The 14,439-nt window shown below is 38.8% G+C and carries 7 protein-coding genes; all 7 read left to right on the forward strand.

The annotated features are described in order from the left end of the window. From IGJ99_RS06625 to IGJ99_RS06655, 7 genes are read left to right on the forward strand one after another with little or no spacing between them, the layout of a single operon-like run. Positions 1-351: a PrgI family protein gene (locus tag IGJ99_RS06625; RefSeq protein WP_010735552.1), complete on the forward strand. Its 351-nt coding sequence runs from the start codon at positions 1-3 to the stop codon at positions 349-351. Next, the gene (locus tag IGJ99_RS06630) at positions 293-2,602 is read left to right on the forward strand and encodes a VirB4-like conjugal transfer ATPase, CD1110 family (RefSeq protein ID WP_077151368.1); all 2,310 of its coding nucleotides are present in this window, start codon (positions 293-295) and stop codon (positions 2,600-2,602) included. Before IGJ99_RS06625 ends, IGJ99_RS06630 begins: the two co-directional genes overlap by 59 nt. After that, complete coding sequence (locus tag IGJ99_RS06635) at positions 2,595-6,062, forward strand: lysozyme family protein (RefSeq protein WP_438770693.1); 3,468 nt, start codon at positions 2,595-2,597, stop codon at positions 6,060-6,062. Before IGJ99_RS06630 ends, IGJ99_RS06635 begins: the two co-directional genes overlap by 8 nt. A 19-nt stretch (positions 6,063-6,081) precedes the next feature. Continuing rightward, positions 6,082-7,011, forward strand: a complete 930-nt coding sequence (locus IGJ99_RS06640; RefSeq protein WP_062805300.1) for a hypothetical protein — start codon at positions 6,082-6,084, stop codon at positions 7,009-7,011. A 39-nt stretch (positions 7,012-7,050) separates the two neighbouring features. Continuing rightward, positions 7,051-11,211 (forward strand): hypothetical protein, encoded by a 4,161-nt coding sequence (locus IGJ99_RS06645; protein ID WP_438770694.1) that lies wholly within the window; start codon positions 7,051-7,053, stop codon positions 11,209-11,211. Positions 11,212-11,229: 18 nt separating this feature from the next. Beyond that, positions 11,230-13,818, forward strand: coding sequence for a MucBP domain-containing protein (locus tag IGJ99_RS06650; protein WP_438770695.1), 2,589 nt, complete (start codon positions 11,230-11,232; stop codon positions 13,816-13,818). Between the two features lie 31 nt (positions 13,819-13,849). After that, complete coding sequence (locus tag IGJ99_RS06655) at positions 13,850-14,410, forward strand: hypothetical protein (protein WP_438747960.1); 561 nt, start codon at positions 13,850-13,852, stop codon at positions 14,408-14,410. The last annotated feature ends 29 nt before the right edge of the window (positions 14,411-14,439 follow it).

A 14,439-nucleotide genomic window follows, 5' to 3' on the forward strand; every position in this document is an offset into this window, starting at 1 on the left:
ATGGCAATTGAAGTCAAAGTCCATAAAGATGTACGTGAATATAAAGAGCGGATCGTAGCAGGTATGAGTGTCAGACAACTAGGGTTTCTTTCCGTCGCGGTACTGATTAATATCGTGATCAGTTTTGTCTTTGTTCGCTTTTTTGGTTACTCCATGGACGTGATCAGTTGGCTGATGATTCTCGTTTCAATGCCAATCGTCGCTTTTGGGTGGCTAAAAAAAGAGGGACTGCCTTTTGAACGCTATTTGAAATACTTTTTTATTTACCATTTTGATCAAGGAGTAGTTGTGTATGAAGAATCTGATCGGCCCCAATTTAATGAAGGTGAACTTCAGACAAAACAAGAATAAGAAAAATACGCAAGAAGAAAAAAAATCTTTTTTACTTTTTGAAGAAATCTACGATAACGGTATTTGTTTAATTGCTGAGAAAGAATACTCTCTAACGATCAATATTGACGATATCAGTTATCAGCTTTGTTCCGAAGAACAACGTATGCAGATATTCATTAAATATTGTGAGTTTCTAAATTCTTTAGATGCTTCCATAGATTACAAAGTCACGTTAGTAAAAAAGAAAAAAACAGTTGAAGAATTGAACCATGTGCTTTTTAAAGAAAAAAATGAACGATATGATGATAAATACCGCCAAGAAATGAATGACTATTTAAAGTTGAAGATCAACGAAAAGAAAAATGCGTTTGAAAAGAAAATTTTTATCACCTTTACTCAAAAACACGAGAATCAGTCATTTGCTGAAAGAGAGTTATTCTTGGTTGCCGATCAAGTGGATCTATTCGCTCGAAAAATTGGCTCGACGATCCATATTTTAAAAGGAGAAGAACGCAAAAAATTGATTGGTCAAATATTAAACAATGAGAATCACGAATTGCTACCAAAGCGAATCGAGCTTAAATCTGATAAGCGCTTGATCAAGGTGGACGACAAACTAAATCAGACGCTCTATTTGGATGGCTATCCGGCTGAACTATCAGATGAATGTTTGACAGGCCTTATGGAAATCGATGAAGAAATCACTCTTACGGTTAGTTGCAAACCAATACCAATGGCAAACAGTTTCGACTTAGTAAAGACTAAAATGGCGTATATGGATCAGCAAAAAGTGGATGAACAGCGAAAAGCCTTAAATAGTGGGTACGATTATGACATGCTACCGTATGACTTATCTTATTCCATGGATGAAGCAAAAGAGCTTTTAGATTCATTACAAAGCAAAAGTCAGAAACTATTTGAAGTGACCGTATTGATCAATTTCTATGCAGATAATCAGGAAAAGTTAAATAAAATTGCAAGTAAAATCAAGTCGGTAGGCCGAAGATTTGGCTGTACGATCATTGGATTAGCCTATTTACAGAAGTTTGCTTTAAATACAGTGTTACCAATAGGAAAAAATCATATTCCTTTAAATCGCTTATTGGCAACTTCTGCAGTTTCGGCGTTGATGCCATTTTCGATCGCTGAAATGCTCCATGAGAATGGAAATTATTATGGGATCAATTCTGTGACAAAAAATCTGACGATTCTTGATCGGAAAAAACTAATGGCGCCCAATGGGTTTGTCTTAGGTACACCAGGATCAGGTAAGAGTTTTTCTGTCAAACGGGAAATTGTCAATGTTTTATTAAGAAACGCTGAAGATGAAGTGATCGTCATTGATCCTGAATCAGAATATCAGCATATTTGTTCAGAATTTGATGGCCAAATGGTTCGATTGGCTGGTAATTCAAACACCTGCATCAATCCAATGGATATCAATAGTAACTATGGCGATGATGCAGACCCAATCGCTTTAAAAACCCAGTTTTTGATTTCACTTTGTGAGCTGATCACTGGAGGTATTTTAGGATTATCTTCCCAACAAAAAACAATCATCGACCGAGTATGCCGAAAAATTTACCAAGAACAGACGCAGTTACCGACATTAAAAGAGTTTTATATGGCGCTAAATGTACAGCCAGAAGAAGAAGCAAAGCAATTGGCGATTGAATTAGAACTTTACACAGAAGGTAGTCTAGCACTATTTTCTAAAAAAACAAATGTGGATCTGAATAAACGTTTGATTATTTTTGACATCAAAGATTTAGGAAAACAACTCAAGCCGTTTGGAATGTTAGTTGTGTTAGATCAAATTTGGAACCGAATCACGTTGAATCGAGAATCAGGAATTCGTACATGGTTATATATTGATGAATTACAGTTACTCTTTACAAATGAATACTCAGAAAATTATTTCTTTGAATTGTGGAGTAGGGCAAGAAAGTGGGGCGCTATACCGACGGGGATCACCCAAAATGTAGAGACGTTATTGCTTTCGGATCTAGCTAGAAGAATGCTTTCAAATAGTGACTTCGTTGTTATGTTCAATCAAGCAAAATCTGACCGCTCAGAGTTGACTCGTTTATTCGATATATCGGAAGAGCAGGAAAAGTATGTATTGAATGGAAGTGAAGGTACTGGATTGATGGTGTTTGGGGACACGATCATCCCATTTGAAGACCGACTTCCTAAAGAAACAAGTCTCTATCAAATTATGACAACTAAACCTGGTGAAGAGGTAAAGACAAAGCAAGATTATGAGTGAAACATATGACGGGAATAAACAAGAAAACAACAAGCCGCAAGATTTGTTATCAATCAAATTGAACCGTGTCAGTACGAAAGAGCAAAAAAAGAAAGCATTGAAGAAGCGCCTCCGATTAAAAAAACGTCAACAACAATTAGCAAGAAAAAAAAGAGACAACTTACAGCTGAAAAACAGAAATATCGTTGATTTCAAACAACATATGGTGAAGAGCCAGTCAAGAAAAGATCCATTAAATAAAGGCGTAACAAGCACAAAAACAAACGACAGTGGTTTTAAAAAGCGCTATCTTATGACAAATAAAAAAAAGTTAAACAAAATAAACAGAAATAAAAAACATAGTACTACTAGAGAAAAGGCCTATTTCATAAAGAATAAACATCGCTCACCTAAAGAAATCGATCATGCGCTTTTAGGAATAAAAAAGAGACAAACTTCATCCAATAATATAGGGACGAATCAGCGAAGTCAGCTTTCTACTGATAAAATCAATAAACAAAAACTAGGATCAAAAAAATTTTATCATAAGAAACAAGAAAAGCTTGACAAAAATATTCTCAATCTAGCTGGAATAAAGAATACACTTACTGCGACTAAACAGACCAGAACTAAGAAGCTTGAAGAGAAACTATTCGGCATCAAAGACAAACTTGAACGTAAACATCAAGTATTAAGTAACTCCAACAAAATCAAACGATTAAAAAAGCAAACAAAAATTCCATCGAAAAAAAAATTCAAACCCAAACTGAAAAAAAATCTGGCACAAACAGCCATAGACACAGTTGGCAGGAACAAAGATGGCGAATTAAATATTCTTGGAGTGCTTTTAGTCTTATTTATTATTCTCAAACTAATCCTCATGTTGTTGTCTGTCAAAGTAATGATGATCTTGGCGGTCGTCATCGTCGTCATCGTCGTTATTATCGCCATCTTTAATTTTATCGCTAGTATATTTACTATAAAAACGGAAGATATGGCATTAGCAGAGGCATATGAGCATATCACACTTTTGGATGCCAGAAAGAACAAAGAAGTACAACGGGTTTTTGAAGATTTTTCAGAAAATTCAGAAATTGAAGAAGTTTATTTTGTTGTAAATGGTGTTGCAAGACCAGATAACAATTTTATCTATAGCTCTGATGCAGATACGTACCTCTATTACCTGAATGCAAAATATGAAGATTATAACATCAGTAAACGTATTTCAGCGAGTAGCAATATCTTTGGTGCAACTAGAGTTCGTGGAGAAGTAGAAGGAATCCATGGGTATACCTTTAATTACACGACAGAAATCGAAACAAGAGAAGTACCAATCATTTATCCTGATGAGCCTAATCCAGAAGAGGATGAATCGGAAGAACCTGATGATTCAGAAGAAGATGAGGAACTAGAAGAAGAACCTGATGATTCAGAAGAAGATGAGGAACTAGAAGAAGAACCAGAAGAATCTGATGATTTAGAAGAAAATGTGGAACCAGAAGAAAAGCCTGCTGATATAGAAGGAGACAAGGAACTAGAAGAAATTGATGATCTAAATGAAGATCACGAGCCTGAAGAAGACCCAGAGGAGCTGGAAGAAGAACCAGAAGAATCTGATGATTTAGAAGAAAATGTGGAACCAGAAGAAAAGCCTGCTGATATAGAAGGAGACAAGGAACTAGAAGAAATTGATGATCTAAATGAAGATCACGAGCCTGAAGAAGACCCAGAGGAGCTGGAAGAAGAACCAGAAGAATCTGATGATTTAGAAGAAAATGTGGAACCAGAAGAAAAGCCTGCTGATATAGAAGGAGACAAGGAACTAGAAGAAATTGATGATCTAAATGAAGATCACGAGCCTGAAGAAGACCCAGAGGAGCTGGAAGAAGAATCTGAAGCAAATCAAACGAATGAAGGCCCGACTGGGGACCGACACGTTCCCCCTCATAATGAAGAAGATCGTCCAACCCATCGCACGATAAAAGTGGCATTGATCAATATTGAAATCAAAACAATCAGTCAATTCATTGATGAAAATTCAGACACGATGTCGGAGGAAGAACTAGATAAATTCGGACCAATTCAGGAATTGGACCGATTTGAAAATAAATTGTTTTTGCAAAGTCCTTTTGGTATGAATCAAGATGCCATCGTTGTTCAAAAATATGGCTATCGTGGATCAGATGACAGAAATAGACATAACCACATTGAGCTGTTGGCTCAGCCTGGTACCCCTGTCTATGGGATCGATAATTCTGGATCAGGAAGAGTTCATGCTGCTGGGAATGATTATGTAACTATCAATACTTCTTTGAGTAAAAGAGTTGTTTTGTCTCCATTAAAAAATGTCCGAGTGAGAAATGGAGAATGGGTAGATGCCGATACCCTAGTTGGAGAAACGACCGGGAATTTGAAGGTTGAAGTCATTGAACGTCGAACATTCTGGCCAAACAGACACATTTATCCATCTGCTTATATTTTTGATCTGGAATTTCAATATCCATCTGAGATAGAAGGGTTTACACATAATTCTTCAAGATCGATCTCAGGAAGTCTTAAAAATCCTGGACAAATGATTTTACAATGGGAACATCTTGTTCGAGAAGCCTGTGAAAAGTATGGGATTCCAGAGTATGTCAACATGATCTTGGCAATCATCCAAGTAGAATCAGGTGGTGATGCAGAAAGATTCCCTGACATCATGCAGGCCAGTGAGTCACAAGGTTTGTCTCCTAATACGATCGATGATCCAGAACTATCAATTGATCGAGGCACCCACTATTTTGCCCAATTATTAAGTAAAGCGAGAGAATTACATCTGGATGACCGTGCGGCACTTCAAGCCTATAACTACGGAGAAGACTTTTTAAATTGGTTAGCAAATACCAATAAGCAATATAGCTTCTTTCATGCAGAGTTATATGCAAGAGAAAAAAGCAATAGACAAACCGTTCGTTATACCCATCCAGTAGCTTTAGCACATGGATTTTCATGGCGATATGCTTACGGAAATATGTTCTATGTACCTATAGTAACTAACTATCTATGGCTCGAAAACTCAGATTTCCTTGAGGCCGCAATCAACGAGATTGGCACGATTCAAGGTGAGAAATACTGGCAATGGTATGGATTTGAAGGAAGAGTAGAATGGTGTGCGATCTTTGTAAGCTGGGTAGCAGATCAAGTAGGTTATCTCAATCAAGAAAAAATAATCAAGTCTGCTAACTGTTTAGAAATGATCAACTGGTTAACAGAAAAGGGAAACTATAAGAAAGCTTCAGAGAACTATCATCCACAACCAGGTGATTTGATTTTCTTTGATTGGAATGGAGGTGGTACAGGAAAAGATCATGTGGGAATCGTAGAGTTTTCAGATGGAAATATCATTCAGACCATCGAAGGGAATACTGCCAACAAAGTAGCTAGAAGGACCTATTTCGTCAATGATCCAAGTATTTCAGGTTACGGTATTCTTCAATAAAGAAAGAAAAGGATGAACAATGAAACAAATAAAAAATATAGTTGAGTCAAAAGAAGGTAAAAGAATCGTGTTTATAGCTGTCGGTATTTTCATCGCAATGTTCAGTTTTATTTTTTACTCGCTATTTTTTCATCGCAATACGGATGAAAACGCAGGATCTACTACAAATAGTGAACCCTTGTCTGTAAATGAGCAAAAAAAAGAGGACCTAAATTTAGTGGAAAAAAACGAAGCCTTAGTCTATAGAGGGATTTGGTACTCTGATCGAGCGGATGGCATGGTCTTAGAATTAAAAAATGATGGGACCTATCAGAGTACTGATTGGCTCTCAACCGGTAATTATCGCTTGGTGGATACAAAACTTGTGTTGACCGACAAAGACGAGAAGGAAGTTACTTTTGAGCTGATGACCAGGCTAGGGGAAACGATCTTCTTTTATAAAGACAATGAGGGGGACATTACCTATTTCTATCCAAGTGTTGAATTGATGGAGAAAGCAAAAGAAATGATGGATTCTGGTGGTGATGAAGTGAACGAGATGATTAGTCAGAAATGGAATGACGTGTTACTTCAAGGTAGTTGGACAGGTACAACGATGAATAGTCAAGTGTTGATTGATTTCACAGAAGATACATTTGTTCAACGAAAAGTGGATGACGGAGACGAAATAAGTCGAACTTTTTACTATCGAGTCATTTCTGAAGATATTTCTGAGACGTCATGTGTGTTAGAACTGTCAGTCACCGATGAAAATTCAGCAGTTAAAAAATTTGAAATCACATTAGAAGAAACAGAATTTGGGTATCGCATGAATTCCCTCCCAGGAATGTTTTTATGGGTAAATAATTACGAAAAACCACATCAAGCAGTGCGATTAACTCAAACAGGTGTATATAGGGAAGAAAATACATCTTTAGAACAGTTGCTTGAACATCGCTTAAATGGTTAATCGACTCTTAAAAAATTCTTCGTTGAATGGAGGAGACCGATGTTTTATAAAAAATATGAAGACTATCTTAAAGAATATCTAAACAAAGATATTTCAATAAAATCAGTAAAACCTCATGAAGAAAAAATATTCAATGAGTTTCAAGCAAAAGCAATATTGGATAGCAACTCTGAAACTTTGAGAGAAGAATTCCACTTCGTTCTAGACTTGATTTCTTCACGAAAAGAAGTGAATGAAGAAAAGACAAATGATTTAAAAAAATCATTTGAAAGAATGATCCAAGGCATTGATCCATCAGACTATAATGCGCTGAGATTCTCCATATATAAATCGCGGATGATGGTCTTAAAAGAAAATATACGTGAGCGAGAAACAAGTTCAAAAGAAGTGCCACCTACTTTTACGTCGAACACATCATTACAAGCATCTGATGAATTGGTAAGTCCTAAATTAGTGGCGGAACAGGAAAAAAGATTTGCAGAACAAGCAACACTCAATAAAAGAGACAACGGAAAGCAAGAAGCTTTATCCAATGAGCAGATAAAAGAGAATGTCGCGACGTACGTAAATTTGGCCCATACTACGAATCAATCTACAAAAGAAGAACAGCACCAAAGACCTAAAGTGAGTGATTTAAAAGAACGATTTGAAAAAGAACGTTCTTATAATAAAGAACCCCATTCAGCTGAAGTACCATCAGGGACAGTCAACCGATTGCGCCAATACTATGAAGGTCTGAATCATTCAACAAATGATCATTCACCATTAGAAAGTCGAAAGTCGTCTAGATGGAGAACCTCGCAAACGAATGATTCACCGAATGTTCAAAATAGGCAAAATCAACCGACAGATCGACAGAACCAAAGAAATGAAGGAACATCATCTTATCAAAAATCTCCTCCATTAAAAGGTACTAGCGAGTTTGTGCGTAGAGGATACGAACGTACAGTCTATACGAATGAATCATCACCCATAAATAAAGCAGAGCCGGATCAAACCGGCATGACAAACGAAGAACTTCAAAGACGACGAGACCGGTTTGGCAATATGCCTGGACCAAGTAACGAACCACCAGTCATAAAGAGAACAACCCAAAGCGAACCGGATAATTATCAGACAGCTACTTATCAAAATCCACCGAGGCAGCAACGAAGTAGTGAGCTAGTGCAAAAAGGTCAAGCTAGTAGGATAGATAACAATGATTCATTGAGGACAAACAATGCAGAATGGAGTCGAGCTGGTAGGACTGACGAAGAATTTCAAAACCGTCGCACTCGATTCGAAAATTCCAGTGTAAAAAGTGATAACCACCTTGCATCAGAATCCACGGGTCGAGTGAAAGCAGTGAGAGAGCAGTTTGAAAATCCGAACGCCTTTAGTAATGAACGATCAATTCCAGAACCCACGGGTCAAGTGAGAGCAGCGAGAGAACGGTTTGAAAAAGCGAATGTCCTTCGTGATGAGCGACCAGCTCCAGAATCCACGGGACGAATGAAGGCAGCGAGCGATCAGTTTGAAAAAGCGAACGATCATCCTAATGAGCGACCAGCTCCAGAATCCACGGGACGAGTGAGAGCAGCGAGAGAACGGTTCGAAAAAGCGAACGTCCTTCGTGATGAGCGACCAGTTCCAGAATCCACGGGTCAAGTGAGAGCAGCGAGAGACCGGTTTGAAAAAGCGAATGAGTTTTCCAACGACCGCCCAGTTCCAGAATCCACGGGTCAAGTGAGAGCAGCGAGAGACCGGTTTGAAAAAGCGAATGAGTTTTCTAACGACCGCCTTGCTCCAGAATCCACGGGTCAAGTGAAAGCAGTGAGAGATCAGTTTGAAAATCCGAACGCCTTTAGCAATGAACCAGCGTTTTCCAAGAAAAAGGGTCGTGGAGAAAGTGAACATCAAGGAACTTCTTATCAAAGAGCTACCACCCTGCATGGCAGTAGCGAAATCGTACGTAAAGGAAACGGAAGTGCAGTTCATACGAATGATTCAGCATCTGCAAACGAAACAAAATTGAATCAAAACGACATGACGAACGAAGAATTTCAAAACCGTCGCACTCGATTCGAAAATTCCAGTGTAAAAAGTGATAACCACCTTGCATCAGAATCCACGGGACGAGTGAGAGTAGCGAGAGAACGGTTCGAAAAAGCGAATGCCCTTCGTGATGAGCGACCAGCTCCAGAATCCACGGGACGAGTGAGAGCAGCGAGAGAACGGTTTGAAAAAGCGAATGTCCTTCGTGATGAGCGACCAGTTCCAGAATCCACGGGTCGAGTTGAAGCGATGCGAAGACAGTACGAGTCTAGAACTGGGAGAGAAACTGAAGCTAGTGACTCTAACGAAACATTCCAGCAAAAACAAAATGGCTTGGCTAATGAAAGATTTCGTCAACGCCAAAACCAATTTGAAAATCCTGCTGGAACAAGTAGTGATGGCCCAAAATCGGAAGAAACGGTTATAGCCGATCAGCTAGATCGTAGAAAAGAAACAAGCAACCAACCTACTGTTCACTCTGCTGATCAAACAGATATAACAGATATCGCTGCTGGTAATACGAAAAAAATCCGTGAATTATTAGCTGATAAACTCAAATTTAATCCAGAAGAAAAAGTACCATCTGAAACAAATACCCAGACAAATACTCAAACAGATACTCAAACAGATAGTTCCCACGCATCAGTAGAGGAATCTTCCTCAGACACTCAAAACAGCCAAATGAGAAATCAGATGAGTGAAGGTGGGGAACCGAAACCAACGAAACTGGATGAAGCGAGCATAGCCACTCGAGGAATGGATAAAAAACAGTCGGAAAACATAACTGATCCTTTAGATAAACTTGGAATAGACGCTAGTAGTAGTACTCTTGGTTTAAATGAGAATGCTTCAGAAAAAACGGATAAAACTACAGAAACCGATTTTATGGATGACGATATAGAATTGCCAGAGTCAGGACCGCATACACAAAAAAAGAAAATCCACACAAAAAAAAGCCGAGCCATTCAAATCGGAAGAATTTTGTTGAACTTACTACCATTAGCATCTTGGCCATTGATCAGCATGTGGGTAACTGGCATTTTAGGTATCGTTCCAATCTACTTTGCTATGTATGGGCTACCACTAACTCTGTTCATTTACGGTACGGTTTTGGCTGCCTTTTATGGGCCAAAACTCATCAACTATATTCGTAAACTTCGTTCTAGAATACAAAACTACCGCCAAGCAGAACGAAATCGACAGAGAAACTTAAAAGATCGAGTGATTGATCCAAAAGAAAAATCAATTCAAAGAGAAACTGCTGCTCATGAGAAAGAAACAGCAAAAACAAAACAACAGAATCACTCATCAGAAAAAGGCAGTCCTGAAAATTCAGAAAAAGACAAATCTGTAAAGGGCTATTTTAAAAGAAATTGGAAATCTTTTGCGATCATCATTGGTGTTGGCTTAGCTGTAGCAGGAATTGGTATTGCACTGACACCAGTAGTAGCACCATATATCTTTGCGGCGGCCACTTCAACTCCTTTATTTATGTACAAAGCAACTTCAGTTATTGCAATGGCACTTGCGGTTTCCTTTGGTGTGACTGCCTTGAGTAAAGGACTGCATGCACTACAAAGAAAGTTTTATAAAAAAGAAAATCAAACATTAGAAACCACGACACAAAAAGAAACAATCGAAAAAAATTCTTTAGAGGTAGATAAGGATTTTGATAAAGTCTATGAAAAAGTGGATAAGGATGATCGTGCACCTGCCCATGATAATTCTTCAATAGAAAGTGCTGGATCAAAAGAAGATAGAATAAAACTCGCTAGTAATGAAACGAAGTCAATGGAAAAAAGTCCATATGCATGGGTCTATGGTCAAGAGACAGAAAATAAAACACAAAATGAATCGAATCGTTCAAGTCGGACGAATTCGTTCATTACCCATGAAACACTTCATGTAAAAGAGGATATTCATGAGCCACCGTCACAGTCATTACGTGAAAACCGTGCGACGAATCAATTAGGTGAAGCCGCAAGATATCAGGTAGATAATAGGAAATCTGAAAGTAATCCACAAATTGCTGAACAGAATAAAGGAATCAATCGTCAGCCAGCCGTCAAAGAGGCATTTGATTCAATCAAACAAAAAGCAATTTCAAAGAGTAATAATGTCAGTGGCAAGCCCCTAATGAAAGGTCAAATATCTTTTGAAAAATAAAGAATACGGAGTGATTCAATGAATAAAATCAAACTTATGAGCATATTTAGCGTCATCTTGTTGCTCTTGCATTTTCCAGTGAGTGTTTATGCTGTTCTTAATCCTATTTTTAATCCTGAGATGCTCAATGAAAACCATCAAGGAAAGACCTTGCGAGTATGGTTGTATGACGAAGGAGAAAACGCAATCTCTCAACAAATCAAGGCTACACCACAAGTAGATGGTTCTTTGGGGGTGGATATGGGGGATAGTGTGAGTTTTTCGATTGATATTCCTACCTACGCCTTAGTGGCAGACCGAGGTGACTGGATTCCAACACTGACGGGAGGTAAGAGTGGAAATGTGTTTGTACCCAATTATTATTATAAAGAGATGCGTTATGGAAAGGCACCAAATCTGACAGGTGATTTTAGCATAGGTGAGGTGACCGCGTCAAATCTTCCTTCGGGAGTGACCATTAGTAGAGTCGTTGGCTCGACTACGGGAAATTTTACAAAAGTTGATGTGACAGTTACTAGGACTCAGGTGAGTGATATAAATGGTCATACTAACTCAATCAATCTTAACTTGAGTTCGCTTTATTTAGATACATGGGCGAGTGAAACACCAAATTCTAATTCTCCTGGACAAAGTCCGATGAATGTAGGGGGCATCACACTTACTAATCTTAATTTAGGCACATTGTCACTGCGAACAAAAAATTCAATCAGAGTGAGATATATCGATGAGGCAGGAAATGATCTCCAAGAGCAGCTGGTCGAACAAATGGAGGTTGGTCAAAACTATGCGTATACACCTCCAGCCATTCCGGGATATACCTATAGCAAATTATCACCTGGAAGCGTAAGTGCTTCCGGTCAGATGGTAGCTGGTTCGGAAAGACTTGTTGAATTTGTCTATACAAAGAATCCAACGGTAGGCGGAGCAATCACAGTGAACCATGAATTTATCGGTGATCCGACTAAGAATACGAGTGAGCGATTCACGGATGTCGGTAATGTAGGCGATCGATTTGATTTGACGCCTAGAACAGAAGTTGGCTGGCAAGTAAAAGGTGAGTTGCCACAAGTGACAGTGACGGAACAAGCACAAACAGTAACCATCCAATATGAACGTCAAACCGGCGGAACAATCACAGTGAACCATGAATTTATCGGTGATCCGACTATGAATAGCAGTGAGCGAATCACAGATGTTGGCTATGTGGGCGATCGATTTGACTTGAAACCTAGAATAGAAGCCGGGTGGCGAGTAAAAGGTGAATTGCCACAAGTGACAGTGACGGAACAAGCACAAACAGTAACCATCCAATATGAACGTCAAACCGGCGGAGCAATCACAGTGAACCATGAATTTATCGGTGATCCGACTATGAATAGCAGTGAGCGAATCACAGATGTTGGTTATGTGGGCGATCGATTTGACTTGAAACCTAGAATAGAAGCCGGGTGGCGAGTAAAAGGTGAATTGCCACAAGTGACAGTGACGGAACAAGCACAAACAGTAACCATCCAATATGAACGTCAAACCGGCGGAGCAATCACAGTGAACCATGAATTTATCGGTGATCCGACTATGAATAGCAGTGAGCGAATCACAGATGTTGGTTATGTGGGCGATCGATTTGACTTGAAACCTAGAATAGAAGCCGGGTGGCGAGTAAAAGGTGAATTGCCACAAGTGACAGTGACGGAACAAGCACAAACAGTAACGATCCATTACGAACGTCAAACCGGCGGAGCAATCACAGTGAACCATGAATTTATCGATGAGCCGTCATTAGATACGAGTGAAATTTTTACAGATGTTGGCTATGTGGGCGATCGATTTGACTTGAAACCTAGAATAGAAGCCGGGTGGCGAGTAAAAGGTGAATTGCCACAAGTGACAGTGACAGAACAAGCACAAACAGTAACGATCCATTACGAACGTCAAACCGGCGGAGCAATCACAGTGAACCATGAATTTATCGATGAGCCGTCATTGGATACGATTGAAATTTTTACAGACGTTGGCTATGTGGGCGATCGATTTGACTTGAAACCTAGAATAGAAGCCGGGTGGCGAGTAAAAGGTGAATTGCCACAAGTGACAGTGACAGAACAAGCACAAACGGTAACGATCCAATACGAGCGTAAAGTTGGCGGTCAAGTAGTCGTCAACCACATTTTTGAGGAAGCACCTGAAAAAAATCGAATGGACATTCTACTTGGACGTTGGGGAGAAGCTTTTAAGGCGGAGCCAATGCAAATAGCTGGTTGGGAAGTGAAAGAAACCATCGGCCAACCTACAGGTGTATTTACAGATGAGGAGCAAGAGATAAATTTCATCTATGTTAGAAATGAGGAGCAGCCGATACCAGAGGAAGACAAACCTAATGATAATAAGGAAAAGCACCCTGAAACAAAACCGGTGGACCAAACAACTGACAAAAAAACTTCAACTAAAAATAATGATGGGGTCGCAATCAGAAGAAAAGAAGAGAAGCGTTCGCTACCAAGATTGAATAGTCAAGCAGGAATTTCCTTAACTGTAGTAGGGACGTCAATCGTTGCATTTGTCTTTTGGAAACAACTAAAAAAGCGAACTAAATGTAAAAATAAATGATACCAAACGTTTGATTTAAAGGAGGAGTTCGATGATCACCAATGAACAGCCAGATCCAGAGGTAAAAATGCTACAAAAAACATCCTTGAAAACGCCTAAATTTGGTTTTATGGGACTAAAATATTTAGGACGATTTGTCGTCAAAGTGACGAAGATGATCAAAAATAGAATCACAAAAAAGAAAGAAAAAGAGCAATCACCTTTAGAAGCATCTGCTAATACGACGAAGGCAGCTAAAAAACAACCTGTCAAGCTGGAAGCTGCGAAAGAAAAAGCGCCTGTTGTAAAAAATATCGCAACAAAAACCAATCGGAACCTTTTTCAGTTTTTATACAAATTAGGGACGAACTTCATGAAGGTTGATCTTTTAAAAAGTATAAAAACACTCGGAATCGGAGCTACATCTTCACAACGAAGAATTAAATCAGCCGAAGTCAAAACAGTGAAAGCGGCAAAACAACAATCCGTTGCTAAAATCAAAAAATTGAGCTTTGCCACAGTAAAAAAAGAGGCAATCAGTAAAAGTAATAAAATCAATCAGTTATCAAAAAATAATCAGTTAACAAGAAGACCGTCATTACAAAGATCATAAGAAATTCTCATGATCAATTGGAGCCATCC

The organism is Enterococcus sp. AZ095b, from assembly GCF_051714725.1.
Classification (GTDB): Bacteria; Bacillota; Bacilli; order Lactobacillales; family Enterococcaceae; genus Enterococcus_B; species Enterococcus_B pernyi.

What these genes read in the sequence shown, in the direction of transcription:
- IGJ99_RS06625 (WP_010735552.1), top strand. Translation starts at nt 1, where the DNA reads ATGGCAATTGAAGTCAAAGTCCATAAAGATGTACGTGAATATAAAGAG.
- IGJ99_RS06630 (WP_077151368.1), top strand. Translation starts at nt 293, where the DNA reads ATGAAGAATCTGATCGGCCCCAATTTAATGAAGGTGAACTTCAGACAA.
- IGJ99_RS06635 (WP_438770693.1), top strand. Translation starts at nt 2,595, where the DNA reads ATGAGTGAAACATATGACGGGAATAAACAAGAAAACAACAAGCCGCAA.
- IGJ99_RS06640 (WP_062805300.1), top strand. Translation starts at nt 6,082, where the DNA reads ATGAAACAAATAAAAAATATAGTTGAGTCAAAAGAAGGTAAAAGAATC.
- IGJ99_RS06645 (WP_438770694.1), top strand. Translation starts at nt 7,051, where the DNA reads ATGTTTTATAAAAAATATGAAGACTATCTTAAAGAATATCTAAACAAA.
- IGJ99_RS06650 (WP_438770695.1), top strand. Translation starts at nt 11,230, where the DNA reads ATGAATAAAATCAAACTTATGAGCATATTTAGCGTCATCTTGTTGCTC.
- IGJ99_RS06655 (WP_438747960.1), top strand. Translation starts at nt 13,850, where the DNA reads ATGATCACCAATGAACAGCCAGATCCAGAGGTAAAAATGCTACAAAAA.